At 39.0% G+C, this 26,031-nt stretch carries 21 protein-coding genes; 17 read left to right on the forward strand and 4 right to left on the reverse strand.

The genetic code is table 11. The features are described 5' to 3' along the window. Position 1 precedes the first annotated feature (1 nt). Positions 2-2,410, reverse strand: a complete 2,409-nt coding sequence (locus AC0L7T_RS18940) for a PSD1 and planctomycete cytochrome C domain-containing protein (protein ID WP_473337546.1) — start codon at positions 2,408-2,410, stop codon at positions 2-4. A gap of 284 nt (positions 2,411-2,694) precedes the next feature. Here AC0L7T_RS18940 and AC0L7T_RS18945 point away from each other — a divergent pair, with 284 nt between their 5' ends. The 8 genes from AC0L7T_RS18945 (at position 2,695) to AC0L7T_RS18980 (ending at position 11,682) form a co-directional block, all read left to right on the forward strand. Beyond that, positions 2,695-2,871 (forward strand): hypothetical protein, encoded by a 177-nt coding sequence (locus tag AC0L7T_RS18945; RefSeq protein ID WP_473337548.1) that lies wholly within the window; start codon positions 2,695-2,697, stop codon positions 2,869-2,871. A gap of 309 nt (positions 2,872-3,180) precedes the next feature. After that, positions 3,181-3,537: a hypothetical protein gene (locus AC0L7T_RS18950; protein WP_473337550.1), complete on the forward strand. Its 357-nt coding sequence runs from the start codon at positions 3,181-3,183 to the stop codon at positions 3,535-3,537. Between the two features lie 500 nt (positions 3,538-4,037). Beyond that, positions 4,038-4,547 (forward strand): hypothetical protein, encoded by a 510-nt coding sequence (locus AC0L7T_RS18955; protein WP_473337552.1) that lies wholly within the window; start codon positions 4,038-4,040, stop codon positions 4,545-4,547. Between the two features lie 149 nt (positions 4,548-4,696). Beyond that, a complete protein-coding gene (locus tag AC0L7T_RS18960; RefSeq protein ID WP_473337553.1) occupies positions 4,697-6,382 on the forward strand; it encodes a potassium channel family protein in 1,686 nt (561 codons plus the stop codon). A 414-nt stretch (positions 6,383-6,796) separates the two neighbouring features. Continuing rightward, positions 6,797-7,306, forward strand: a complete 510-nt coding sequence (locus AC0L7T_RS18965) for a hypothetical protein (protein ID WP_473337555.1) — start codon at positions 6,797-6,799, stop codon at positions 7,304-7,306. 297 nt (positions 7,307-7,603) lie between these two features. Then, a complete protein-coding gene (locus tag AC0L7T_RS18970) occupies positions 7,604-9,265 on the forward strand; it encodes a ribulokinase (RefSeq protein WP_473337558.1) in 1,662 nt (553 codons plus the stop codon). Between the two features lie 383 nt (positions 9,266-9,648). Further along, positions 9,649-10,230, forward strand: coding sequence for a DUF4136 domain-containing protein (locus tag AC0L7T_RS18975; protein WP_473337561.1), 582 nt, complete (start codon positions 9,649-9,651; stop codon positions 10,228-10,230). 132 nt (positions 10,231-10,362) lie between these two features. Beyond that, positions 10,363-11,682 carry a DEAD/DEAH box helicase gene (locus AC0L7T_RS18980; RefSeq protein WP_473337562.1) on the forward strand — a complete coding sequence of 440 codons (1,320 nt, stop codon included), beginning with the start codon at positions 10,363-10,365 and terminating at the stop codon, positions 11,680-11,682. Positions 11,683-11,757: 75 nt separating this feature from the next. Here AC0L7T_RS18980 and AC0L7T_RS18985 read toward each other — a convergent pair whose 3' ends face one another. Further along, positions 11,758-12,588: a phytanoyl-CoA dioxygenase family protein gene (locus AC0L7T_RS18985; RefSeq protein ID WP_473343383.1), complete on the reverse strand. Its 831-nt coding sequence runs from the start codon at positions 12,586-12,588 to the stop codon at positions 11,758-11,760. A gap of 302 nt (positions 12,589-12,890) precedes the next feature. Between AC0L7T_RS18985 and AC0L7T_RS18990 the strand changes: the two genes are divergently transcribed. Both AC0L7T_RS18990 and AC0L7T_RS18995 read left to right on the forward strand, forming a co-directional pair. Beyond that, positions 12,891-14,900: an alpha/beta hydrolase family protein gene (locus AC0L7T_RS18990; RefSeq protein ID WP_473337564.1), complete on the forward strand. Its 2,010-nt coding sequence runs from the start codon at positions 12,891-12,893 to the stop codon at positions 14,898-14,900. A gap of 615 nt (positions 14,901-15,515) precedes the next feature. Further along, positions 15,516-16,460, forward strand: a complete 945-nt coding sequence (locus AC0L7T_RS18995) for a hypothetical protein (RefSeq protein WP_473337566.1) — start codon at positions 15,516-15,518, stop codon at positions 16,458-16,460. Between the two features lie 312 nt (positions 16,461-16,772). Here AC0L7T_RS18995 and AC0L7T_RS19000 read toward each other — a convergent pair whose 3' ends face one another. After that, positions 16,773-17,288, reverse strand: a complete 516-nt coding sequence (locus tag AC0L7T_RS19000; protein WP_473337568.1) for an acyl-CoA thioesterase — start codon at positions 17,286-17,288, stop codon at positions 16,773-16,775. A 103-nt stretch (positions 17,289-17,391) separates the two neighbouring features. Between AC0L7T_RS19000 and AC0L7T_RS19005 the strand changes: the two genes are divergently transcribed. The 3 genes from AC0L7T_RS19005 to AC0L7T_RS19015 are packed head-to-tail and all read left to right on the forward strand — an operon-like array spanning position 17,392 to position 20,589. Further along, the gene (locus AC0L7T_RS19005; protein WP_473337570.1) at positions 17,392-18,192 is read left to right on the forward strand and encodes a universal stress protein; all 801 of its coding nucleotides are present in this window, start codon (positions 17,392-17,394) and stop codon (positions 18,190-18,192) included. Positions 18,193-18,195: 3 nt separating this feature from the next. Next, on the forward strand, positions 18,196-19,173 hold the full coding sequence (locus AC0L7T_RS19010; RefSeq protein ID WP_473337572.1) for an NAD(P)H-quinone oxidoreductase: 978 nt from the start codon (positions 18,196-18,198) through the stop codon (positions 19,171-19,173). A gap of 45 nt (positions 19,174-19,218) precedes the next feature. Next, on the forward strand, positions 19,219-20,589 hold the full coding sequence (locus AC0L7T_RS19015) for an amidohydrolase family protein (protein WP_473337574.1): 1,371 nt from the start codon (positions 19,219-19,221) through the stop codon (positions 20,587-20,589). A 47-nt stretch (positions 20,590-20,636) separates the two neighbouring features. On the opposite strand, the gene AC0L7T_RS19020 is transcribed toward AC0L7T_RS19015, so the two are convergent. Then, a complete protein-coding gene (locus AC0L7T_RS19020; RefSeq protein ID WP_473337576.1) occupies positions 20,637-21,488 on the reverse strand; it encodes a sugar phosphate isomerase/epimerase family protein in 852 nt (283 codons plus the stop codon). Between the two features lie 156 nt (positions 21,489-21,644). Here AC0L7T_RS19020 and AC0L7T_RS19025 point away from each other — a divergent pair, with 156 nt between their 5' ends. From AC0L7T_RS19025 to AC0L7T_RS19040, 4 genes are all read left to right on the forward strand, one after another. After that, on the forward strand, positions 21,645-22,406 hold the full coding sequence (locus AC0L7T_RS19025; RefSeq protein WP_473337577.1) for a creatininase family protein: 762 nt from the start codon (positions 21,645-21,647) through the stop codon (positions 22,404-22,406). A gap of 15 nt (positions 22,407-22,421) precedes the next feature. Then, a complete protein-coding gene (locus AC0L7T_RS19030; protein WP_473337579.1) occupies positions 22,422-24,092 on the forward strand; it encodes a M1 family metallopeptidase in 1,671 nt (556 codons plus the stop codon). Between the two features lie 69 nt (positions 24,093-24,161). Continuing rightward, on the forward strand, positions 24,162-24,962 hold the full coding sequence (gene proC / locus AC0L7T_RS19035; protein WP_473337580.1) for a pyrroline-5-carboxylate reductase: 801 nt from the start codon (positions 24,162-24,164) through the stop codon (positions 24,960-24,962). Positions 24,963-24,966: 4 nt separating this feature from the next. Next, positions 24,967-25,995: an alpha/beta hydrolase gene (locus AC0L7T_RS19040; protein ID WP_473337581.1), complete on the forward strand. Its 1,029-nt coding sequence runs from the start codon at positions 24,967-24,969 to the stop codon at positions 25,993-25,995. Positions 25,996-26,031 lie beyond the last annotated feature (36 nt).

A 26,031-nucleotide genomic window follows, 5' to 3' on the forward strand; every position in this document is an offset into this window, starting at 1 on the left:
TTTATGCTTTAGTAATAGTGGCTTCCAAATTATAAATAAGCGTGATGGTCTGCATCAAGGCAGCATGAACGGCCACCGGTATTTCATCCGTCAATGGAAACTTACCTACGTTCAATATTTTTTCTGCTTTGGAGTTGTCTTCATTGTATTCATTAAGAAACGTTTCAAAATGATTCATTAGAATTGTTCGTTCCGTTTCATCAGGCTTTCTACCAATAATACTGTAAAAAGCATCACCCATCCCAGCTTCTGCATTGTCAACTTTCTTCAATAATCTACCAGCGAATACTCTGGAAGCTTCCAGAACAACTGGGTCATTCATCATCACCAATGCTTGTAAAGGAGTACTGGTTTTTAACCTTTCCACCTCGCATGCATCTCTATTACTGGCATCAAATAACATCATACTCGGTGGTGGTACCGTTCTTTTAATGAAAGTATAGAGCCCTCTCCTATACAAGTATTGACCTGTGTCCAATTGGAATATTGAGAGATTCCCTCTGCCGGAGGTGGCAGCTTCCCACAATCCTTCGGGCTGGTAAGTCTTTACAGATGGCCCTCCTACCTCATCATTTAATAAGCCACTAGTGGCCAACACCAAATCTCTTATTTCTTCTGCTTTTAGCCTCCGCCGGGGAAATCGTGCCAAAAACCTATTTTCAGGATCCCTTTTAAAACTTTCTCCATTTACATTCGAAGATTGCTGATAGGTGGCTGACAACATTATTTTCTTTAAAAGGTACTGAATATCCCAGCCATTCTCTATAAAGTCTACTGCCAGCCAATCAAGTAAAGCTTGATTGGTTGGCAAATTACCCTGCAGCCCAAAATCTCCCGGTGTATCGACTAAACCTTTTCCAAAAATCTCCTGCCAAAGCCTATTCACATAAACCCTAGCAGTCAATGGATTTTTGGCATCGAATAGCCATTGTGATAATCCCAGCCTGTTCTTAGGGAGGTTTTCAGGAAATGGAAGAATAGAAGCAGGAACACCTGGCTCAACTTTATCACCATGGGCATCATACTCCCCCCTCTCAAGAATATAAGTGGAGCGTGTACTATCCAAATCCCCCATCACAGCTACCTTCAATACAATTGATTCATTGAGTAGAGAATTGTAATTGTCACCTTTGCCCATTCCCGTCATCAACCGGGTTACCCTTGTGGCACTATCGGGCATGTTTATAAATTGAAGCACCTCTTTAGCGGTTGTTTCGCTAATTTCCATCAATGGGTACTTTGCTGGACTTTTTTTGGAAAAGCCAGGTTTAGCTTCTTCAATTCCCCATTCCGCTACATTATTAAAAAAAGCATAGGTTTGAAAATATTCCTTTTGAGAAATAGGATCGTACTTATGGTCATGGCATTGAGCACATTCCAAGGTTATTCCCAACATGGCTTTACCCAAGGTATTGGTTCTGTCTATCGCATACATTACGCGATATTCTTCATCTATTGCACCAGATTCTTCAGTAATTTTATGGTTTCGGTTAAACCCTGTGGCCAGTAACTGCTCCTTACTTGCCTCAGGCAAAAGGTCTCCAGCAAGTTGCCAGGTAATGAATTGATCATAGGGCATGTTTTCATTGAATGCGTGAATTACCCAGTCTCTCCAAGGCCATTGGGTCCGGTAATAATCGTCTTGGTAACCATGGCTGTCTGCATACCTGGCAACATCCATCCAAGCTACGGCCATTTTCTCCCCATAAGCTGCTGCCTTAAATAACCTCTCTACAGTTTCCCCAACATCCATTGAACTTTTGTCCATTTGATCCAAATCTTTAGGATTGGGCGGTAAGCCTGTAAGGTCAAAGTAAAGCCGTCTGCCTAAAGTTAAATGATCCGCTTTTGGAGATGGTTTTAAACCAGCCTCCTCCATCTTTTCCAGCACAAAATAATCAATTTCATTCTGTGCCCATTCCTCATTTACTACGGTAGGAAGTGGCGATTTCTCTGGTGGTACGAATGCCCAATGTGGTTCATAAACAGCCCCTTGATTAATCCACTTCTTTATTAGTTTGATCTGGTGATCATTAAGCTGTAAATTGGAGGAAGGGGGAGGCATTTTCTCTTCTGTATTGTCAGAAAGTATTCTAACAAAGGCCATAGAGGCATTTGGATCACCTGGAACTATGGCATGTTTACCAGGACTTTCTACCAATGCGGCATAAGCATCTTCTTCCTTATCCAATCGAAGACCAGCTTCTCTTTTATTGGCATCTGGCCCGTGGCAGGTAAAACAATTTTCTGAAAGAATGGGCCTGATGTGAAGGTTATAACTTATATCATTAGGAAAATTTACAGTTTTATTTCTCTGATTTCTTTCGCAACCTAAAATAACCGTCACAAAAAGTATCCATCCCCAAATTGGTAACACCCAATAAATCCTCAATCCCTTTTCGATATTCATATCGTTAAAATAGTTATTTACGATGTAAAAGCAAAGCCTTTGTTTATTAGGCAATTGATTTACCCTTTTTATGGAATTTTCAGAAAAGAATTAGCCTTAGATTTATAATTTATTTGATTGTTATTGTAATCGGCCTTCTGAAAAAACCTGAGAAGTTTAGTTGAAAAAAAATATTTATTCAGCCCCATACAATATTAAATTTTCTGGCATACTTTTTATTATGATATCCATGTCTAAAGAGACATAAAAAAGAAACTAAGAAAATGAAAACAAGCATCGTTGTTATGATGATCGTCGCAACCAGCCTAGTGGCATCTTGCGGCAAGAAACCAGTAGAATCACAAATCGACACTACTATCGAACAAGAAGAGGTAGAGATCGAAATGGAGAATGATGAAATACTTATGGAAACTGAAGATTCAGTGGAAATAGTAGATGAAGTAGTGATTTCTGAGCAATAAAATGCACCAAAGCTGTCACATTATGTGACAGCTTTTCTTTTTTAATCAAGGCTACTATTTTTTTAGCCTTCTCAATTAAATTTGTACTCCACACTTTACCACAAATTTCTCCACATTTACTCAATCAGGTACCCAATTGTTATTACTCCTTAGGGTTTTAGTAAAGCTGTTTTCTATTTGTCCCAAAATACTTACTAGTCCATTTTATAATAAATGATGGATTGGAAGGTTAACATGTTAAAAATGAGCGAAAAATAAAACGAATACCATCCTTTAAAAATTAAAAAAAGAAGTAAATTTACCGCTTAAATGAGAAAACTAAAAGATATAAAAATGGCATTGTCTTTACTCCTCTCCGGAGCTGTACTGATATGGTCATTCTTATTGCCGTTTTCCCCAACACAAGCGTTTAACACTTCCAATAAAAGGGAAACCTCCTCAGTTAAAGCACTTGGTTACGTAGATTTCTTTGCCCTTCCAACTGTATACGAAGAAGGGAACGCTTTCAAAAAATTTTTAAGTGAGGGCTTATTCGCAGGAATAAAAAACCAAGAATTTTCTTGGAAACCCAGCTCTAATTTAGGTGTAAAAAGTTTTATCCTTTACAACTGGGTTCTTTATCATTTCTTAGAACAAATCCTCTTTCCTTTCCATTTTTTTTGGTAACAACGTTTGATTTTTATTTACTCGTCCTAGAATTCTGGAATTGGTAAAACGAACATATTGCCTAGGCAGGTTTGCGTTCATGGTTTTTATACCAACAAACCAAAGCTTGATAGTAATTAAAATTTGCTAAAGGGACTATATTATGCCTTACATTCAGGCGAGTCATTTATTTTAGAATAAATGATAGCGGATGGCTTAATGCATATGAAATCAGGAAACAGCCTACTTAAAAGTACCTGTCCTTCATTTCTATATATAAGGTAGAAATCCTACCCATTAGTAAATATGAGTTCCAAACTTAAGCTTTTTATTCATTTCTATTTCAGAATCAGGCAAAACCTTAATCAAGCAATAGGTACACAATTCAGTGATGGAAACAATCCCCCCTAAAGAAAGATCAGGACGGGCTGAAAGAATTCAGGAAATCCAATTGAATAATTTTGGTTTAACCAAAAAGGCCGAACCTATTGCCTAGTTCAAACACTAAAAACATAAAAAAAATGATTGTAGATATCGAACCTGTAAGCTTGGGAATTTCCTTAGCTGCAATAATGGCTTTTATCGCCCCAATATATATTAGTAAGAAAAAACAAACCAGTATTCAAAAAGCTCACCAAAGGAAATTCACTGACGAAGCAAAAAAAAACGGACTATTGTTGGAAACAAAGGATTTTTGGAGAGGATGTTATGGCATTGGTATTGATTTTGAAAAGCACAAATTGCTTTTTATGGATCCTCAATCACAGGTTGGGTTTCAACTGGTTCCCACGGATAATATTTCACATATAGACCTGCAAAAGCAAAGTCGACATATTGGAAAGGGTTCAAATAAGGTAGAAGTGATTGATAAATTATCCTTAATTATCAGCCACGCTTCAGAACCATCTGGAAAGTCATTTTTGTGTTTTTTTGATGGTGACAAGAATTCAGATTTATCTGGTGAGTGGCCATTGATTCAAAAATGGAACGCCATCCTACAAAAACAAATAGCAGCTGCAAAGCACAAATAACAAATTCATCTTCAGTAGCACACAATCCCGTTTAAGGTTTTCCTTTAAACGGGATTTCATTTTATAATATCCTTTTATCTGGCAAATTTTATATAAGCATGCTTTTGTTGGAAAAGTTGTGTATCTATGCTTATTAAATTTGATGATAAATGAAGTTTTTAAGTTCTCAAATAAGTTACCTGCTTCAAAACAAACCCCACAGACGAAACCTCAAATTATTATTTAGGTTTCTATTTATATTATTTGCCTTGGTGGTAATTTTCACCATTACTTTTCACCTCATCATGTTGAGTGAGGGGAGGTATTTTTCATGGGTTACAGGGTTATATTGGACTTTTACCGTAATGACCACCTTGGGTTTTGGGGACATCACTTTTGAAACAGATTGGGGCCGGGTATACACCATGATTGTCTTACTTTCTGGCATGCTGTTTTTGCTGGTACTGTTCCCATTTACCTTCATTAATTTTTTTTATTCCCCTTGGATGAAAGCTCAGGAACAATCTCGGGTGCCAAAAGTATTGGATCCAACGATTAGTGGCCATGTTATTTTCACCCATTATGATGAGGTATCAATAGCTTTGATTAAAAAACTGAAAACATTCAAGATCTCCTATGTGCTACTTGTTCAGGATTTCACAGAGGGATTAAGATTAAGCGAGATGGAAATAGTGGTAATGTTAGGAGACCTTGACGACCCTCTTACTTATAAAAATGCTGGTTTAGACAGAGCCAACCTTGTGGCATCCACCTCCACCGATGTAGTCAATACCAATGTTGCTTTTACCATAAGAGAGGTCAACGAAAATATCCCTATCATAGCTACCTGCAATTTTGAAGCCTCTGAGGACATCCTCGGTCTGGCAGGTTGCAACAATGTCTTGAGTCTGGGGAAAATGATGGGCACATCACTTTCCAGAAGGGCGAGTGTTGGCAAAGCCAACGCTATGATAATTGGAAAATTTGAAGAATTGAGTATAGCAGAAGCTACCGTTTCAGGGTCTATTTTGGTCGGAAAAAGTTTAAGGGAGACCAAGCTACGCGAGACGGTAGGTGTGAGTGTATTGGGTTTTTGGATCAGAGGAGCATTCCATACAGCTCGGCCCGATGAAATAATCACGGCTAACGCAGTAATGGTTTTGGCAGGAACTTCTGAACAAATCAAAGCGTACAACGCACTTTTCAGCATCCAAAAAGACACTACCTACCCTCTGCTTATCATCGGAGGAGGAAGAGTGGGAAGGGCCACTGGTGAAGCACTTGAAGCAAGAAATTTGGAATATAAAATAGTTGAAAAACAAAAAGAAAGAATCAAATCCAATGGTAAATACATATACGGAGATGCTGCAAATTTGGAGGTCCTTGTAGCGGCTGGAATTAATAAAGCACCATGTGTGATAATCACTACACACGATGATGACATCAATGCCTATCTCAGTATTTATTGCAGAAAATTAAGGCCTGACATTCAAATAATCACCCGGTCTACCAGGGAAAGAAATCTGGATACCATGCATAGAGCTGGAGCGGACTTTGTCATGTCCTATGCTTCAATGGGTGCAAATGCAATTTATAATTTATTGAAAAAAAGCGATATTTTAATGGTTGCCGAAGGACTTGATTTGATTAAAATACAGGTTCCTGATCAACTGATAGGTAAATCGATTGCCTCCTCATGTGTTCGTCAGGTTACAGGATGTACCATCATAGCACTGCAGCAAAAAGGGAGGTTAATCTTAAACCCTGAGCCCAATTCTGTTTTAAATAAAGATGACGAAATCATACTTATAGGAACATCAGAAGCTGAAAGTATTTTCTTTAAAAAGTTCGGTTAAGTTTATCTTAAAACCATAAAAACAGCTATTTATATTTAAGAAAATTTAAAAGGGAAGAATGAATACCCAAATAAAATCGAGACATTCTCAACACTTTAATTTCTACCTATCGGTTAAATAAACCATGCAGGCAAGGAAATATTCTATACTAATAAATCTCTCTACAATCATTTCTGGAATTTTCATTGCGCTAAACTTGGTACAAAGAACTAAGAAAGATATTTAAAACGGTCCTAAAACTGAAAAAAAAGGCTATATCAACTAGCATCCATTTACAAAAAATCATCATATAAACCATTAAAATTGAATTTATTATGCGTATAATTGTAAATAAAAACAAAATCATATAAAATGTTGCTATCAAATCATATTTTAAATCACCTTAAATAATTCTTTTAAGTTTGATACCTGAACATGACCAACATTAAAAACTCTTTAGCACTCGCTTTTCTTCCTGGCTATTTGTATTCAAGCAAATATGAGGACCAGATTCAGAAAAATAAGGATGACCGCAATCCTCCTGTAACCAAAAATCCTACAGAGGGAAGTGATCAAGAGTTAATAAAAAAATACCTAAAGGGGCTTCAACTTGAGAGTTATGACTACTTGAAGGAGATTATCCACCCTGATTTTAAATGTATCAATACAAATACAGATTCAATTCACAACAATATTGAAGAGATTACGCACTGGAAATCAAAACACAATCTTTTGAATCACCTATCGTTTAGTGAACCTAAACTTACCAGCATTCGTGTAAATCGTGGTATTTTAAAAGGAGATTGGACTTTGGTGTGGACCGTTTTTTCCGCCTTGGATAGCAAAACTTTAAAATCTATTTCCTACGAATACCATATGGCAATCAAAACGGAAGACAATAAGATTCTAGAAATTCAAACCTGGCACCAGGTAGAGGATGAATAAAAAAACAAATGTCATTTAAATAATGTCCCGGTTTTTTATAGGTCATGATGGGCCGTTTTCGATTTTTTCCGTATATTTTTACATCAAACTCGGATTATGCATACAGATTCGTAATGAGCACCTAAATCACCAATAAATCCAGCCATTTTGATCGAAGGATAGCATTGCTATTCAGTTAGGAAAAATAGCAACGGTTGACTTATTTTGAAGTGATTTTAGTACATCTTTGAATGATCCCTGCCTATTTCAAGTTTATTAGGTTTATTTTCTCGCTTTTAACAATCCAAAATAATTAGTATGGACAATTATGTATTGGGTATAGACTATGGGACAGATTCTGTCAGGTCCATTTTGGTCAATACCCGTGATGGTGTCACCCTTGCCTCCGAAGTGTATAACTACCCACGCTGGAAAGCAGGGAAATATTGCGATCCAACAAAAAACCAATACAGGCAACATCCTCAAGACCACCTGGAGGGCCTATCGCATACTGTAAAGGCTGTAATCCGAAAATCAGGCTTACCAAAATCTCAAATAAAAGGATTATGCGTAGACACGACTGGCTCTTCTCCCCTTCCTGTAGATAAAGATGGACATGCGTTGGCACTTACTGAAAAATTTTCAGAAAATCCCAATGCACAAATGATCTTATGGAAAGACCATACAGCCATCGCAGAGGCTGATGAAATCAATCACCTGGCCAGAACCTGGGGAGGTGAAGATTTCACTAAATATGAAGGAGGAATTTATTCGTCCGAATGGTTTTGGGCAAAGATATTACACATTATACGGGAAGATACTGAAGTGGCAGAAGCGGCTTATTCCTGGATGGAACATTGTGATTATTTGACTTTCACCCTCATCGGAGGAAAAGATCCTGTAGCCTTCAAAAGAAGTAGGTGTGCTGCAGGTCATAAAGCGCTATGGCACGAAAGCTGGGGAGGTCTCCCTGATGTTGCATTTTTGGAGAAATTAGATCCAAGGTTGGTAAAATTGAAGGCGCAACTCTATAAAGAAACCTATACATCTGATCAAGCAGCAGGTTTATTGTCCAAAGAATGGGCGTTAAAACTTGATTTGGAAGAAGGCATACCAGTGGCCGTAGGTACTTTTGATGCACATGCTGGAGCCATAGGTGGGGAAGTAGAAGAAGGGACACTCGTAAAGGTCATGGGGACCTCTACCTGCGACATCATGGTTAGCTCTTATGAATCGTTGAAAGAAAAAACGGTAAAAGGCATTTGTGGTCAGGTGGATGGTTCGGTAATTCCTGGGAAAATCGGACTTGAGGCGGGACAATCCGCTTTTGGCGATGTTTTGGCCTGGTTTGTAAAGTTATTGCTCAAACCTGTAAAGAACACGATCAATAACTCTTCTATGGACGAAGAGTTAAAAAATAAAACGATCGAACTATTGGAGGAAAATTTAATTTTAACCCTCTCTAGTGAAGCGGAGAAAATATCACCGGAAACCACTCAAGTATTGGCCTTAGACTGGATCAATGGAAGAAGAACGCCGGATGCCAATCAAAACCTAAAAGGAGCCATACAAGGCCTCGATATGGGCTCAGATGCAGGCCATGTTTTTAAAGCCTTGGTAGAAAGTATTTGCTTTGGATCCAAAAGGATAATAGAAAGGTTTAGAAATGAAGGCGTAACCATTGAACAGGTTATCGGATTGGGTGGAGTGGCTAAAAAATCAACTTTAGTCATGCAAACATTGGCAGACGTACTTGATATGCCTATCAAAGTAGCTAAATCTGATCAAGCTCCCGCATTGGGTGCTGCTATATATGCTGCTACTGCTGCAAGTATTTACCCTACCGTCACAGATGCAATCGTGGCTATGGGGAATGGTTTCGATAAAGTTTACTACCCCGACCCTGCAAACGCAAAAATCTATAGGACCAAATATGAAGATTACCTCTCTTTTGGCAATTTTATCGAAAATCAAAGTTAAAAAATCGTACTATTCATAAAACATTCTTTTTGAGATGACTAATAATGGTAGCCAAAATTGGCTGCCATTATTTGTTTAACTCAAATTATAGAAGAGATCGGCTTTACCTAATGATGGTTTAATTCTAATTTCGATCCAGAAAAGCCATTTCCTATAGACTGTTAATATTCAGCACCATAAGTTTACTCAAAATTCAGCCAAAAACTTGGATTTTATACTGGAATTCACTAACATTAATTCAATAATTAGTGAGAAAAACCTAAACAAAAATTTAATTCTGAAGTTTATTCTAAGATTACCATTTTATATTTTGACCAAAAATATTGGAATGTATCTCAAAATAATTAAGAATAAATTGCTTCACCTCTTCTCAGGAAAAATGTATGAAAAACTTCAACTACTTTATCTTTGTTTTACTGATAATTAATTCAGGCTGTTTGTCGCAGAGAGATTTTATCGCAGAGTACGATTATAACTATAGGGGTACCTTTAAAAAATACAAAACCTTTGGATTTGTAGCCGAAGAGGGGAAAAACGAAAGAGATTTTACCGGAATTATTGAAAAATCCATTTCCTCACGTTTAGGATCTCAGGGATTTAGAGAAAGAGACAACAATCCCGATCTACTTATCATACACAAACTTTACATGAGTGAAGTTCGCTACAGAGGTTACAATCAACCTAATTTCGACTATTGGTTAAAAAAACAAGGAATTGAGCTTGTAGAAGAATCTAAGTTGGACAGCTTGGAAAGGCAAAAAAGAGGAGAAAATTACAATGCCATTAAATACACGCAAAACGATGGAATGCTTGTAGTATTGGTAATAGATCATAAAAAAGGAAATACCATTTGGCAAGGGTACACTTCAGCTTACTTCGACTACAATTCACCAAATATCCATATTGACTTGACCAGAGCTACTTATAAGGTCATGGACCAATTCAAAATATTAACCAGAAACTAGTAATTAAGAATAAGGGCTTGCTAAAACAATAACAATACAGCAACAAATTAATTTTGTTGCTGTATTGTTATTTTAATTCTTTGTATAAAGCATCTTTGTCTCGCTACCTATCTGTATCTTTGTACCATGGAGATGAATAAGCAAACAAGTAAGGAGACTTTTTTAAATAGGCTTTCTTTAGACAGTTTCAATAAGATGCAATTGGAGTTCATGGAAAAGGCCAATGCCAACACCCCTCTAATGCTTTTGGCTCCGACAGGTTCAGGAAAAACCTTGGCCTTCCTTATCCCAATGGTGCAGCATTTGGAATCGGCAATTTCTGATTCAACTGCCCTAATAATCATTCCTTCAAGAGAGCTGGCAATCCAAATTACAGAGGTCTTCAAGTCATTGAAAACTAATTTCCATGCATGCATTTGTTATGGTGGCCACTCAATGAGAACAGAAGAGAATAGGTTAATAGAAAAACCTCAGGTGGTAATAGGTACACCTGGAAGATTGTCAGAGCATGCTCAAAAAGGCAACTTAAAGGGCTTAAATATCAGCATGGTGATTCTTGACGAATTTGATAAATCTTTACAATTTGGCTTTCATGAACAATTAAGTGTCATTTTTGAAGGCCTTGGTGAAGAGCAAAAATATTTCCTAACTTCTGCTACCGCACTTGAAAACATACCTGAATTTCTTCCTTTTAAAACGTATGAAAAGGTGGATTTCTTAAAGGATGACGAAGTTATGACCTTGCTGTTACAACTCGTCAGGACCTCGAGTGTAGAAAAAATAGATACTTTGATGCGGCTTGTTGCGGATTTCGGACAGGAAAGCACCCTGGTTTTTTGTAATCACCGGGATGCAGTAGATCGAATAAGCCTTCTTTTAACAGATTTTGGCTTCGAACATGCCGTTTTACATGGAGGAATGGAGCAAATCGACAGGGAGAAAAACCTGATCAAATTCAGAAGTGGCACGCACTCCTTGCTTATCGCCACTGACCTTGCTTCCAGAGGATTAGACATCCCTGAAATCAAGCATATCGTACATTACCAACTTCCACCTAAAAAGGATGCTTTTATTCATAGAAATGGAAGAACGGCCAGAATGATGGCTGAAGGACAAAGTTACCTGGTTCTTGCCAATGAAGAATCAATGCCAGATTATGTAGACAGTAACCTGCCAGAATACGAGCTTCGCCAGGACTTCAAAGTCCCTGAACCTTCCAATCTAACCTGTGTCTACATCAGCGTTGGTAAGAAGAACAAAATCAGTAAGGGGGATGTCGTTGGTTTTTTCACTAAAAAAGGCGCATTAAAAGGTAGTGATATCGGCAAAATCAGTATCCTTGACAATGCTACCTATGTAGCGATTCCTACAGATAAAGTAGATGCGCTATTTGCCAATACTGCCGGAGAAAAACTTAAAAAGCTAAAAGTCAAAATGGAAGTGGCCAATTAGCACTTGATTTTAAATTGACCAGATTGTTGAATTTCCATCTGGTCAATTCTATTTTTTCCCTCAACGCATTACGCATTACTCCCAGCCTGTTTTTTTCAATGCCGGGTCATTTTCTTTCTTGAGAAAATCTGCATTTGAAAGAGAATCAGCCTTCCAATTCAAAATGGCTTCATCAGGAATCGGTGCTATGGCCTCTCTCCAAGCGGTAGAAGTTTCACTGTAGGCAATATTGGATTGGGAATTAAAACAGGATATAATCGACCATCTTGGAGAATCAGAGAGATTGGCTGCCGACCTGTGCAATAAGTTGCTATGGAAAAACAAGGCATCGCCTGGGTCTATCTCACAGTATACTAATTCCATGGTTTTCAAGGCATTCTCTACCATCACCATATCTGCCCCAACCTGCTCACCTGCAAAACCATGATTTACCCTTCCAAGCTTATGGGATCCTTTTATCACCTGCAAACAGCCATTTTGTTTGTTTGCTTCTGTTAACGCCACCATCACACTGATCAATTGATCAGGAAACATAAATTGGTTTTTATACCAATAGCCATAATCCTGATGCCATTCCCATGCACCGCCCACTTTGGGCTCCTTCTGCATCAGTTTGGAATGAAAGTGGCAAACAGGCGCCTCTCCTTCGAGCAATTGCCCCACAGAATTCACCATTTTTTCACTCCTGGTCAAATAACCAAAGACATCGTTGCCAGGTTTGAACCACAAAGAAAGCCTGGTTTTTTTTCCAGACTGATCATTTAAATCCATGGCGTTTTTCCCCATGGCCTCATCCTCTATAGCTACTTTATAAAGTTTATTGGTTTCTTCCAGGCTACAAAAACCCTTTACAAGTACATAGCCATCTTTGTGGTATTGCGCAATTTGTTCTTCGTTCAATTTCATATTCATAAAAACAAAGCATAGTTCAATCCGAAATATGCGATAAACAATCTATTGATAATCAAGTATTAAAACCTTTGCTGAATAGTGTTTAAAACATCAATTTTTGGCCTTACCCAAAATTGACAAAACCTTATTCAATATCTAGTAAATTCCCCTCAAAATCAAATTCCAGCCAATTTAATTTTATTAGGACTACCTAGTAGCTCCTCAACGGAATATTGAAATTCTTATAATCCTGTTGCGAAAGTATTGGCTTTAAAAAATTGCAATTGTTATCTTACTCCTTCATTAAATTTTCAAAAATGAAATATTTAATCCTGATCCCAATCAGCTTACTGATAATAGGTACCTCCTCTTGTACACAAGAGGAGCCAGAAACCATGAATGAGACTGCTCATAATAATATCATGCATTACCTAAGTCAGGAAGCAAAAAGCTTATCGGACGGATTCTCTTCAAGATCCTCCACAATAGCCGATTGGGATTCAATTCGACCTGTAAAATACAATCAATTCATTGAAATGATGGGTTTCAATATGGATGAAGACAGGGATCCTCCCAAAATCTACCCCAGAGGCACTTTGCAACAGGAAGGCTTTCATATTGAGAAGTTTTATTATGAATCCTTACCCAATTTATTTGTTCCTGCCAATCTCTACGTACCTGACAATATAACAAATCCCCGTGCTGCAGTAATTTACTTATCAGGCCATTCTCACGGTCAAAAAGTGAATTATCAAGCCCATGCTAGAAGGTTAGCGGAACTGGGTTTTGTCACTTTGATTTTTGACACCATTCAATTCGGTGAGGTTTGGGGACATCATTGGGGCCCTTATAATAAGGGCTGGTTCAATTGGTACTCCAGAGGCTATAATCCTGCTGCTGTAGAGCTTTGGAATGCCATAAGAGGCCTGGATTACCTGGCTACACGTGCTGACGTGGACATGGATAACATTGGTATCACAGGTATTTCAGGAGGTGGCTCCCAAAGCTGGTACTTTGCAGCAGCAGATCCAAGGGTGAAAGCCGCCGCACCCGTATGCGGAGCCGGAACCATGGACTCTCAAGTAGGTGAAAGAAGGATTGACGGCCATTGCGATTGTATGATGGTCAATAATGGTTATCAGATAGATTTTACCGATATCGGCGCATTAATAGCACCAAGACCACTGCTTATTGCACAGTCTGATCGGGACGAACTCTATGGGATTGAATCAACCCGTCAGTTTTACAAGACTTTATCTAAATTCTATGGGGAATTTGATGCGGAAAAGAATGTTTCCCTGGTAGAAACCACAGGAGGACATTCCTACCATCCTGTTTCAAGAAAAGCCATTTTCTCCTTTTTTCTCCAACACCTTATGGGTAAAAATGTAGCCCCAGAAGCAATAGCGGATATAGAAACCAATAGTGACAACTTACTACCTGCGGATAGCCTGAATGTCTATATGGGTACTCCCCCTAAAAGTGATATAACCACAACTATTCAGGATTCTTTCATTAAAACAGCTGAACCACCAATAATCACCAGTCGAGATGCGCTAATTGCCCATCAAAATAAAGTAAAAGACTACCTTAAAACCAGAACCTTTGCTTCATTTCCTGACTCAGCAATTGCATTAGATGGGCAAATGATTTACAGAACTGCTGATTTGTCCAAGTTTGGTAATAATACCTATAGTTTCAACAGTGAAAAGGGCTGGCGATTAAAATTGAATATTTTTTACCGCCAGCCACAGGAGGATAAATCCCCCCTTCTTCTGGTCTTAAGAAGCCCGGGAGAAGAAAGGTGGGGAAGCGAAGGGTTTGCGCATAAATTAGCTGGGGACCGCAATATCGCCTACCTTGAGGTAAGAGGTGTCGGTGAAGTGGGCTGGGCTCCAGAACTAGATTGGCATGTCAGACGGTCTGCTGCCTGGATTGGCAGAACGACTGCCTCAATGCAAATTTATGATGTCATGAGGGCTTTGGAATTCTGTAGAACTTTACCAGAAATAGCCCCTACAAAAATCAGTATTGCGGGTAGAGATGGAATGGCAGCCATAGCCATGTATGCCGCCATGATGGATGAGAAATGTGAAAATATATTTCTGTCCAACCCTCCTGAAACACACGATCAAACGAGCCCAAAAAATGGAAGAGATTTCGCATTGGAACTACTGAATGTACTGCGAATAACGGATACTTATCAGATTCCTGCTTTGGCCTATCCTACAAAAACCTATTTTTCAGGTGAAATCCCCCCAGCTTATGCCTGGTCGGACAGTGTACTTCACAAGGCTGTAAATGAACAATTGTACATTGTTAATTAACCCAAGACAAGCTATAGACCTTTTATTACTTGACAAGATCACTATAACAACTAACTAATGTTTTCTATTAATGTCTTAAAATCCCACCTTTCGCAATAGGAACCTACAGTTTTCATAATAAGATGGTAGGGACTAACCGTATCTCTACCATCTTACAAGCTCCAAGGGGGCGAAATAGCATAGCCAAGGGTGTCAGCCCTAGGTAGAAAACGAAGAGTAAAACCTGATTTTGGCGGTATTGTTGCTTTTTTTTATCTGCAACAGTGCTGACAAAATCTTATGCATAGTTAAGGTCGAAACGTTACTTTTTGCCAACCTCTTCGAACCTGGGTTTAATCAAAACTCATTTGGTGTACAGCAATATATATTGATCATTTATTTTGTTTTTTATTAAAAATATTTAATTTTATAAGGACAAACCCAACACTACCTAATTTGATTAGTGTAGTGATCGTTTTTTTGTTCTTTACCCTACAAAGGAGCAAAAGAAGTTCTACCAGTTCAATATTAGCCAGTCATTGCCTTGTTGAAATTACTTGGGCACGGTTTCCTATCTATTATTGAACCAACTACAAAAACCCAATACCTCCTGCGGGTTTTATAATTAATTGAACCATGAAAAAAGCACTAAAAGGTTCCAGTTTTTTATTCTACTTTCTCACGATAATCGTGTTTTTCATTTTGGGAGGTCTTTTTTCAAAATTCATGGGGGTAGGTAAAAATCAGGGGCTTGCTGGAGGAGCCATAGTATTGGGCTATGCACTAATGTATGCTTTTGGAGCCTTAATTGTAGCGATATTAATGGCCGGTAGATTAAAAACAAAAATCATCTTTTATATCAATTTCATCCTCTTCTTTGTATTGATCATTTTCATCTTTCTTGGATACATGCGTCATTTGGAAATGGAGAAAAATAAGGTCCCTGCACAACAAAAGCAAAGGAAGGCTATACCGACGGTTCCGGTTCAACCAGTCCTCCATACTATTCAATTTGATAATGAAATGGGGCAGGGATTCTTTAGCCCCAATTTTTTAGAAAATGATAAATTATATTTCTATTCCCCATCAGACCCCACAGCATGGAATGGCATCGGAGTACCAATTGACAGTCTTGTATTTTATAAAAACCAAAACGGGCAATATGATATCCAATACGCGCCCCCCTACTTTTTCCCTGAAATATTAAAACTGGATTACGATTGGTTGATGATTAAAGTACTCACTTCCGGCAAATTTATGTTAGAAGTTGAAATCAATCAGAAAACCGGTCAATCGGTGCTTTTGGATAAATTTAGTGGGGATTTGATCTATTGGCCTGAATTTATTATTACCATAAACAGTGTGGAAATCCTGACTGAATACCCACAACAGGTATTGATAAAACCGATAGACAATGCTTCAGTCAATGTCACTCCTTATGAATTTCTTCAGCCGGTCGCCGTCCGAGGAGATTGGCTAAAAGTAAACCTGACTGACAGCGATTTCTCCCTTCTGGATCAAGGATGGATAAAATGGAAATCAGGTTACAAGTTAATTATCGGTTACAGTTTATTCAGTTAAACCTTAAAAGGCGATAAACCTTCCCTATTGAAATCTGGAAACCCTATTCCAAAATTCCATCTGCCTCTTTATAGCTTCAAATCACTTTCTATGATGATGTTGACAGAGAAATTTTATGGATCCAAAAAAAATCATCGGGGTGAAATTTTGTAACCAGGTCTGTGAGCCCCTGGTAGAACACAGTGAGCCAACACGATTTTGGCGGTATTGTTGCTTTTTTTTCTGCAACAATGCTGACAAAATCACGAATGAAACGTATTGTTTGTTTTCGATTTTATGCCATTCAAGGCAAACCCCTATGCTATTGCTCCCTTAAGATTTTAAGAGGGTTGTTTTAATGTCCTTAATTCTAGATTTAAACGTAGTTTCAGCAATATTCACCTCATCCGTAGTTGCCAATAAAAAATCTTTGACAGCACCTGAATGATCCAGGGATTTTCCCTCTTTCATATCTACATAGCGCATGGTCGTCCACATCAATGTTTTCAGTTCTTCTTTGTTGTCATCCGTCATATAATATTCCACAATTACTGAATGGTGATCATGCCAAATTACCCTGCTCATGATCCTTACCCATTCTCCTACTCTAGCTGGCCTGACATAGGAAATATTGTGATTATAAACCACCCATGCAGCCTGGTATTTCCGGATAAAGTCCATCATCTCCACACCATAAAGCTTTGGTACCTGATCCTCTCTTGCATTGAAAAAATAATCAAAATACTTCGCATTATTAAGATGCTGTAAAGGATCACAATCCTGAAACCTAATGACTACCCTACTTTCCGTTTCCTTTGGATAGTGTTTATCTTTATTAAATTCGAACATAATTTTTTAAGTTTGGTGCTACTATCAGGCAAAGATATATGATTTAAATGATTGTGTGAATTAGATTAATATTCATTAACTTAATGGAAACTAAAAGCTTACTATGAAGATCCTTGTTCCAACTGATTTCTCAGAAAATGCAGACAATGCAATCTCTTTTGCCGTGGCTTACGCCCAGCAGCAATGTGCTTCTATCACTTTAATTTTTTCCTATTTTGCTGTTTATGATTTTGCAGCCGAAGCTGTTAGAATGGCTCAAACAATCGAAAACAATGCCAAATCTGAATTAAAGAAAATAAAAGAAAAAATAGGAGATGCCGTAGACATTGATTTTAAAATTATCCAAGGTACCGTCTCCACTGCAATTTTCGCTACAGCTAATAACGGTGACTATGACCTAATCATCATGGGAACCCAGGGAGCCAGTGGCATTAAAAAAAATCTTATCGGCTCAAATACCGCTACAGTTATCAAAGAAAGTGCAATTCCTGTTATAGCCGTACCTTTTGACTCTACTTTTGAAAGCATTAAAAACATCAAAGTAACCGTTGATTTGAAGAATGAAAAAGAAGGTGTTTTTAAAAAATTAATAAAACTCACTGAAACATGGAATTTGCCCTACAAAATAATTCATGTTGAAAAAAAGCCTGATTTTAACAAAAACATTATTTTCAAAGGTTTAGAAGCCTATTTAAACGAGAATTTCCCAGACAGTGAGTTTAGTTTTGAAATGCTTCAGGAAGTGAATACAGATAAAGGATTAGAGAATTATATCAAGAATAAATCAGATAGCCTTCTGGTTATGTTTTCAAAGGACAGAGGTTTTCTAGATTTTATTTTCAAACATAGCCACAGTGTGAAAATGGTTTATCATACTCATATTCCACTTTTGGTCATCAAATAAATTATGAAAGCAATAATTATCACACAACCTGGAGAACCTGAGGTTTTAAAAATTGCAGAAAAGGATATTCCAGAAATCGGACAGGATGAAATTTTAATAAGAGTAAGGGCAGCAGGAATTAACAGACCCGATATAGCACAGCGAAAAGGATATTACCCTGCCCCTGAAGGTGTTCCAAAGGATATTCCAGGCCTGGAAGTTTCAGGATGGGTGGCAGGGTTTGGCGAAAATGTAAAATCCTGGGAAATTGGGGATAAAATATGTGCATTGATAGGTGGGGGTGGTTATGCAGAATATGCCTGTGCCCCGCAGGAACAATGTTTGACTATCCCAGAGGGGCTAAGTATCGAAGAAGCTGCCTCCCTTCCAGAAACCTTTTTTACGGTTTGGAACAATGTCTTTGAAATTGGCAAATTTAAAAAGGATGAAACCGTCCTTGTGCATGGGGGCAGTAGTGGCATAGGAGTGGCCGCCATACAAATGATCGCAGCCATGAATGGACAAGTAATAACTACAGCAGGTTCCGCAGAAAAATGTGAAACCTGTCTGGAATTGGGTGCGAGCATTGCTATCAATTACAAGCAACAGGATTTTGAAGAGGAGGTTAAAAAAGCACTTGGAGAAAAAAGAGTTGATATAATTCTAGACATGGTCGGCGGAGAGTATACCCTCAAAAACCTTCGGTTATTGAACCGAAAAGGACGGTTAATCATGATCAATGCCATGAAGAATAAAATCGGAGAAGTAGATTTACTTCGAATAATGACCAAGGAACTGGTACTAACAGGATCTACCCTCAGACCCCAAACGAAGGAATATAAAGGACATATCGCTACCCAATTAATGGCTAAAATTTGGCCTTTATTTCCTGATAAAATCAAACCCGTAATACATACCGCTTTCCCATTGTCTGAAGCTGCTGAGGCACACAGATTACTAGAGAGTTCCAAGCATATCGGAAAGATTTTATTATTGGTATAAAAAAATACCTGATAAATATCCACTAACAAGAAACAATTGCACGTCATGAAAAGTCATTTACTTAACCTATTACTGATAGCAACCATTTTCAGTTGCGCTGACAAAAAAGAAACCCAGGTTTTAACGGCTGACCAAATCGTTTTTAAGAAGGTAAATATTGTGGATGTCAGATCGGGAGGCATCAGTCCTGCCCATGTCATCGTCAAGGGAAAAGAAATTGAGCAGATCCTTTCATTGGAGGAAGAAGTGGATTTTGCTGAGGCCAGGGTAATTGAAGGGGAAGGAAATTTCCTGATTCCCGGGTTGGCAGAAATGCATGCCCACATTCCAGATAAAACCTGGAATGACCCTTTGGTCCAAGAAACACTCTTTTTATACCTATCCAATGGGATCACCACCATAAGAGGAATGTTGGGTAACGAAGTGCACTTGCCGCTAAGGGAGAAAGCAGAAAATCAGGAAATACTGTCTCCAAGAATTTTCACCTCTAGCCCTTCTTTAAATGGGAATACTGTACCTACTCCGGAAGAAGCACGTGAAAAGGTCAAAAAATATGCAGAAGCAGGTTATGATTTTCTAAAGCTTCATCCAGGTATCAGAAAACATGTTTTTGATACCATTGTAGTAGCTTCCAATGAATATGGAATCCCCTTCGCTGGGCATGTCTCCAATTTGGTCAGGATCAGACATGCTTTGACCAATTCCTACCAAACCATAGATCATGTCGATGGGTTTATTGAAGGACTTGTTCCCGAAGAAGCAGGTGTTAACCCTACTGAGAATGGTTTCTTTGGCTATAATTTCACGGATTTGGCAGACCCAAATACAATTCCTGAACTAGTAAGCCTAAGCAAAGAAAACAAGGTATGGGTCGTCCCTACGCAGTCCCTTTTTGAGCGCTGGTTCTCCCCAATTCCAGCTGAAGAATTGGTTAATCAGGAAGAGATGCAATACATGAGCCCTCAAACCAGGGAAAAATGGGTAAACAGTAAAAACAACCTGACCAAAGCTGACAACTTCGATGAAGCAAAATGGAAGCAATTCAATCAATTACGGTACCAATTGATCAAAGCCTTGCATGAGGATGGACAGGGTTTACTTCTAGGGTCTGATGCTCCCCAGGTATTTAATGTTCCAGGATTCTCCATCCACCATGAAATGCAAGGAATGTTGGCTGCTGGCTTGAGGCCATTAGAAATATTACAAACAGGAACAATTAACCCTGCCTTGTTTTTTAATGGAAACTTCGGTGAAATAGAAGAAGGAATGGAGGCGGATTTGATTCTGCTAAAGGAAAATCCTTTGGATGATCTGAGTAACTTAAAAAAACCACTGGGAGTAATGAGCAGAGGGCAGTGGATTGGTGAAGAAACCATAGAAGAAAAACTTAGAGAAATAGCAAAAAAATACGAGTAGCCCTATTGTAGTTGCGCTACCCGTATTTTTTTAATGGCAATACATTATCAGCCTAAGCCATCAACAACGCCTCTGTAATAACCTACCGATTCAGCGATTCCCGCCATTGGATCTTTCATGTCTTTTTCATATTCCAGGCCTAAATAGCCAGAATAGTTGGTTTTAGCTAGCATTTTTACAACTGCAGGAATATCGATAACGCCTCTTCCAAGTTCAATCGTTTTCCCATCTGCCTGGGCTGCAGAAACATTTTTCAAGTGCAAATCAAAAATTCGGTTTTTGTACCTTTTTATGTCGGTTACCGGATCATGTCCATCACGCATACTGTGTCCAATATCAAAACACAGACCAATACGGTCATCCAGGTCCCCTATAAGGTCCATTATTACTGTAGCGTTTGGATATAATTTGTCTTCAGGACCATGGTTGTGAATGGCAAACCTGATATCATATTCTTTTACTTTGGAATCCAGATAGGCTAAATCTTCCTTTCTTGGAATACCTACGACCATATCTACACCTACTCTTTTGGCATATTCAAAGGCTTTGTCTATAGCATCCTGCGTCTTAGAATAGATAGGGCCAACTGCATACCCCTTAATATTTGCTTCCCCCAGACGTTTGTGAAAAGCAGTTATTTCCGCATCTGTACTGTCCATAGGTAAATGAAAATCCTTAATGCAAAGGTAATTCACATCTACTTTTTGAATCATTTCCAAGGCTTCATCTAGCTTGAAATGAACAAAAGTATAGCCAGCAAACGCCAATTTGAGGTCTGCTGGTTTGGCAAAAGGTAAGGTTTCAGCTTTCAGGTTGGATCCAGCTAAAACTACCCCTCCAACAGTTCCTAAGATACTTTTTTTGACAAAGTCTCTTCTATTATTTTTTGATTGTGACATGATAAGATGGTTTATTTTATTCTATTGTTTATTGTCAGCGTTGCATTTTATTCTCGCAATATAAAGGGAAGTAAGGAATTTTATGGATGGGAATTCTAAAAATTTATGGTTTATTTACATTTTTAGAGAAATTTCGCATTACAAAACCTTTTATCAATGAGACCATATATCTTAGCCGAAACCAACTGGAAAGCACTAAAGGAAGAGAAAATTGAATTGGCTGTATTGCCTTGGGGGGCCACTGAAGCCCATAATTATCACTTGCCCTATGGTACAGATGTCTATGAAGCAGATGCTTTTGGAGCTGCTGCCGGCAAAATAGCATGGGAAGCGGGTGCCAAAGTGATGATACTTCCTACCATACCTTTTGGCGTGAACACAGGTCAATCAGATATCTACCTGGATATGAACCTAAACCCCAGCACCCAATTGGCCATTTTGAAAGACCTAATAACGGTTTTACACCGACAAGGAATTCCTAAACTGCTAATTTTAAACAGTCATGGTGGAAATGATTTTAAAACCATGCTGAGAGAAATAGGTTTGCTATTCCCTGACATGTTTTTCAGCACCTGCAATTGGTTTCAAGCCATGGACAAGCCTCAATATTTTGAGCATATGGGAGACCATGCTGACGAAATGGAAACCAGCCTTATTATGCACCTGCACAGTCATTTGGTTTTACCTCTGGAAGAAGCTGGAGACGGAAATGACAAGAAATCCAAGGTGAAAGCCATTCGCGAAGGTTGGGCTTGGGCTGAAAGAAAATGGTCCATGGTCACCGAAGATACCGGAATCGGAAACCCTAAAGCTTCTACAGCTGAAAAAGGGGAACGCTTCCTAAAAGATACCAGTCAAAAAATAGCAGAGTTGATGATTGAGTTAACCGAGCTGGATATCAATGACCGCTACGAATAAACCCTTAAATTGTTAATGAAAGTAACAGTACAAAAAATAACCTTTAGCATTTCCTTTCTTTTGTTGGTCTTGCTAATCATTCCCTCCGGAATGTCCCAAAACACGGACCGAACTTATAGCAGGCAGGATAGTTTGCGTGGAAGTATTACTCCGGAAAGGGAATGGTGGGACCTGGTTTATTATCACCTCGACATCGAGGTCAAACCCAAGCAAAAGTCCATTGAAGGAAGCAATACCATTTACTATAAAGTATTGAAGCCTGGGAAGGTCATGCAAATTGACTTGCAGCAGCCAATGAAAATTCAGGGGTTTTTCCAAAATGGCAAAGAGCTGGGTTTTAAAAAAGAAGGAAATGCCTATTTTGTTACCATTGAAACGCATCAAAAAGCAGGCGATTTTCACTTTTTGGAAATAACCTATGGGGGCACTCCCAAGGTAAGCCCTAACCCTCCCTGGACAGGAGGCTTAACTTGGGAAAAAGACCAAAAAGGAAAACCTTTTATTGCCAATTCCAACCAAGGTGATGGGGCAAGCCTCTGGTGGCCATGTAAGGACCATATGTACGATGAACCTGACAGTATGCTGATCAGCGTAAAAGTTCCTGATCCGCTTATGAACGTATCCAATGGCAGGCTTCGTGAAATAGAAAAACACAAAGACAAGAAAAGCACTTACCACTGGTTTGTGAGCAATCCTATCGCCAATTATGGGGTAAACCTAAGCATAGCAGATTATGCGCATTTTTCAGAAAAGTACTTAGGTGAAAAAGGACCATTGACCATGGACTATTATGTACTCAAGGAAAACCTCGAAAAAGCCAAGGTGCAATTTAGAGATGCGCCCCGACTGATGCGGGCTTTTGAACATTGGTTTGGCCCCTACCCTTTTTATGAGGATGGTTTTAAGCTAATCGAAGTCCCTTATCTTGGCATGGAACACCAGTCGGCGGTCACGTATGGCAATGGCTATTCCAATGGGTACAAGGGCAAGGATTTTAGTGAAACAGGCTGGGGACTGACCTTTGATTATATCATCATTCATGAAGCGGGTCATGAATGGTTTGCCAACAACATTACCTATAAAGACATTGCTGACATGTGGATTCATGAAAGTTTCACCACTTATTCAGAAAGTCTTTTTATAGATTATCATTACGGGGTCATTGCCGGAAATCAATACCTTCAAGGCGCACGGAGAATTATTAAAAATGATGGGCCAATTATTGGGGATTATGAAGTAAATCAACGGGGTTCCGGGGACATGTATTTCAAAGGTGCCAATATCCTCCATACCCTACGGCAGTGGATTGACGATGATGAAAAATGGAGAGGCATTTTGAGAAAAATAAACAAGGTTTTTTACCATCAGACGGTAACCACTGTTGAAATTGAAAACTTTCTGGCTGAGGAAAGCGGTTTGAACCTTCAGGCTTTTTTCAACCAATACCTTCGTACGGCGAACGTCCCGCTTTTTCAATATTACTGGAAGGATAACAAATTGTATTACCGATGGGAAAATATCGTTGCGGATTTTGCCATGCCCTTGAAAGTCAATCAAAATGAAATTAGTCATTGGATTGATCCGGAAAATGGATGGAAAAGCACCGAAAAATTAAAAGCTAAATCTGCAATTGAAGTAGACCCAAACTTTTACATTTACATACAACAAATCCAGCCTCTAGAATAAATTGGCACTCCCGAAATCTCATAAATTATGAGTAAATTTAGGGCTTGATTTTAAATAAGGATTATATAAATGGACAATAATACAAAAATAGCCATTATTGGTTGTGGAAACCTCGGCCTATCTATAGCCAATGGCTTATTAAGCACCGAAGGCTTTGATGGAAAAAGACTAATCGTCACCAAAAGGCATCCAGAAAGTTTGTTTTATCTGGAATCACAGGGAGTCACCGTATTGGCAGACAATAAGGAGGCCGTAAAAGATGCCGACTTCGTAATCTTAGGGCTAAAACCTTATAATATTCAACCTGTACTGCAGGAAATAAGACCTTTTTTAAAGAAAGACAAGCAGGTAATCGCCTCTCTTGCTGCAGGGGTGACACTTCAGGCCATCAAAGCGGAACTTGAACCAGGCACTACTGTTTTCAGGGTAATGCCCAATATTGCAGCAGATATTAAAGAATCCATTACCTGCATTTGTGGGGATGGCTTTAACCAAAAAACAGAAGATGCCATAGTAAACATCTTTAACAGTGTAGGCATTAGCATTACCATAGAGGAACACCTGATGGAAGCTGCCACTGTGTTGGGAGCTTGCGGCACTGCTTTTGTCTTGCGCTTTATGCGTGCCATGGCGCAGGGAGGAATCCAAATAGGATTTGATGCCAAAACAGCCAATAAAATTGTGACGCAGACGGTAAAAGGTGCTGCTGAGTTGATTATTCAGAAAGGGATTCACCCTGAAGCGGCCATAGATAAGGTAACGACGCCAAAAGGCTCTACCATCAAGGGCTTAAATGAAATGGAGCACCATGGCTTCAGTTCTGCCATGGTACGAGGTGTAGTAGCCTCTTACGAAGACATCAAAAAATAAAATCATGAAAAGAATCCTTCCCTGGCTGATGGGTTCAGCCATTTTTATTGTCATCTTTTATATGCTCGGACCAAAAGAAAGCATTCAGGACCTATCAGGTACTTATCCTGAAGTGCCATCAAATCTCAATGAACTGGAAGCTTATATACAGCAGGGTGAAGACACTGTTCAAGGCCTGAAACCTAATAATGAAGCCAGGATAGTCTGGGCTGATCCTGAAAAAAAGGGAAAAACGCCTTTCAGTATTCTCTACGTGCACGGTTTTGGCGCCAGCCAGATGGAAGGCGACCCTGTACACCAGCAATTGGCCAAACATTTTGGCGCCAACCTCTACTTGGCCAGACTACCGGAGCACGGCATAGAGCGACCAAATGCTTTTGAACACCTGGATGCCAAAAGCCTGGTGGAAGGAGCAAGAAGGGCCTATATGATCAGCAGGCAATTGGGCGATAGCGTGATCGTGGTAGGAACATCTATGGGTGGCGCTTTGTCATTGATCCTGGCAGAGGAAAGGCCTGAAATTCATTCTCTGGTATTGTACTCTCCATGCATCGCGATCTATGAAGATCGGCTGGATCCCTTGTTTCAGCCCTGGATGAAGCAGTTAATGAAGATGACCATGACCAATGAAGATGGCGTGCAGGTGGTAGAAAGAGATGCCGAAGAAGGAAAGTATTGGGCAAGAAAGCTGCATATCAATGCCTACACAAGCCTGGCTGTGCTGCTAAAAAGTAAGATGAACAAGGAAACCTATGAAAAGATCCATCAACCACTATTTCTGGCCTATTATTACAAGAATGAGGAGGAGCAGGACAATGTGGTATCCGTCCCAGCCATGCTGGACATGTATGCCAGTGTAAGTACCTCTGAAAACAAGAAAAGGAAAGTGGCTTTCCCTGAGGCCGGTGACCATGTCATTGCTTCAAGCTTAAAAACGGATAGTTACGAAAAGGTGCTGCAGGAAAGCATAAAGTTTCTGGAAGAAGTAGTTCACCTCAGCCCGGCGGATAGTGTGAATGTAATGGAGAAGTAAATTTAAAGTCAGTAACGCAATCGTCAATTGGGGAAA

Source organism: Cyclobacterium sp. 10D3-21 (assembly GCF_055809755.1).

What these genes read in the sequence shown, in the direction of transcription:
- AC0L7T_RS18940 (WP_473337546.1), bottom strand. Translation starts at nt 2,410, where the DNA reads ATGAATATCGAAAAGGGATTGAGGATTTATTGGGTGTTACCAATTTGG.
- AC0L7T_RS18945 (WP_473337548.1), top strand. Translation starts at nt 2,695, where the DNA reads ATGATGATCGTCGCAACCAGCCTAGTGGCATCTTGCGGCAAGAAACCA.
- AC0L7T_RS18950 (WP_473337550.1), top strand. Translation starts at nt 3,181, where the DNA reads ATGAGAAAACTAAAAGATATAAAAATGGCATTGTCTTTACTCCTCTCC.
- AC0L7T_RS18955 (WP_473337552.1), top strand. Translation starts at nt 4,038, where the DNA reads ATGATTGTAGATATCGAACCTGTAAGCTTGGGAATTTCCTTAGCTGCA.
- AC0L7T_RS18960 (WP_473337553.1), top strand. Translation starts at nt 4,697, where the DNA reads ATGAAGTTTTTAAGTTCTCAAATAAGTTACCTGCTTCAAAACAAACCC.
- AC0L7T_RS18965 (WP_473337555.1), top strand. Translation starts at nt 6,797, where the DNA reads ATGACCAACATTAAAAACTCTTTAGCACTCGCTTTTCTTCCTGGCTAT.
- AC0L7T_RS18970 (WP_473337558.1), top strand. Translation starts at nt 7,604, where the DNA reads ATGGACAATTATGTATTGGGTATAGACTATGGGACAGATTCTGTCAGG.
- AC0L7T_RS18975 (WP_473337561.1), top strand. Translation starts at nt 9,649, where the DNA reads ATGAAAAACTTCAACTACTTTATCTTTGTTTTACTGATAATTAATTCA.
- AC0L7T_RS18980 (WP_473337562.1), top strand. Translation starts at nt 10,363, where the DNA reads ATGAATAAGCAAACAAGTAAGGAGACTTTTTTAAATAGGCTTTCTTTA.
- AC0L7T_RS18985 (WP_473343383.1), bottom strand. Translation starts at nt 12,588, where the DNA reads ATGAAATTGAACGAAGAACAAATTGCGCAATACCACAAAGATGGCTAT.
- AC0L7T_RS18990 (WP_473337564.1), top strand. Translation starts at nt 12,891, where the DNA reads ATGAAATATTTAATCCTGATCCCAATCAGCTTACTGATAATAGGTACC.
- AC0L7T_RS18995 (WP_473337566.1), top strand. Translation starts at nt 15,516, where the DNA reads ATGAAAAAAGCACTAAAAGGTTCCAGTTTTTTATTCTACTTTCTCACG.
- AC0L7T_RS19000 (WP_473337568.1), bottom strand. Translation starts at nt 17,288, where the DNA reads ATGTTCGAATTTAATAAAGATAAACACTATCCAAAGGAAACGGAAAGT.
- AC0L7T_RS19005 (WP_473337570.1), top strand. Translation starts at nt 17,392, where the DNA reads ATGAAGATCCTTGTTCCAACTGATTTCTCAGAAAATGCAGACAATGCA.
- AC0L7T_RS19010 (WP_473337572.1), top strand. Translation starts at nt 18,196, where the DNA reads ATGAAAGCAATAATTATCACACAACCTGGAGAACCTGAGGTTTTAAAA.
- AC0L7T_RS19015 (WP_473337574.1), top strand. Translation starts at nt 19,219, where the DNA reads ATGAAAAGTCATTTACTTAACCTATTACTGATAGCAACCATTTTCAGT.
- AC0L7T_RS19020 (WP_473337576.1), bottom strand. Translation starts at nt 21,488, where the DNA reads ATGTCACAATCAAAAAATAATAGAAGAGACTTTGTCAAAAAAAGTATC.
- AC0L7T_RS19025 (WP_473337577.1), top strand. Translation starts at nt 21,645, where the DNA reads ATGAGACCATATATCTTAGCCGAAACCAACTGGAAAGCACTAAAGGAA.
- AC0L7T_RS19030 (WP_473337579.1), top strand. Translation starts at nt 22,422, where the DNA reads ATGAAAGTAACAGTACAAAAAATAACCTTTAGCATTTCCTTTCTTTTG.
- proC (WP_473337580.1), top strand. Translation starts at nt 24,162, where the DNA reads ATGGACAATAATACAAAAATAGCCATTATTGGTTGTGGAAACCTCGGC.
- AC0L7T_RS19040 (WP_473337581.1), top strand. Translation starts at nt 24,967, where the DNA reads ATGAAAAGAATCCTTCCCTGGCTGATGGGTTCAGCCATTTTTATTGTC.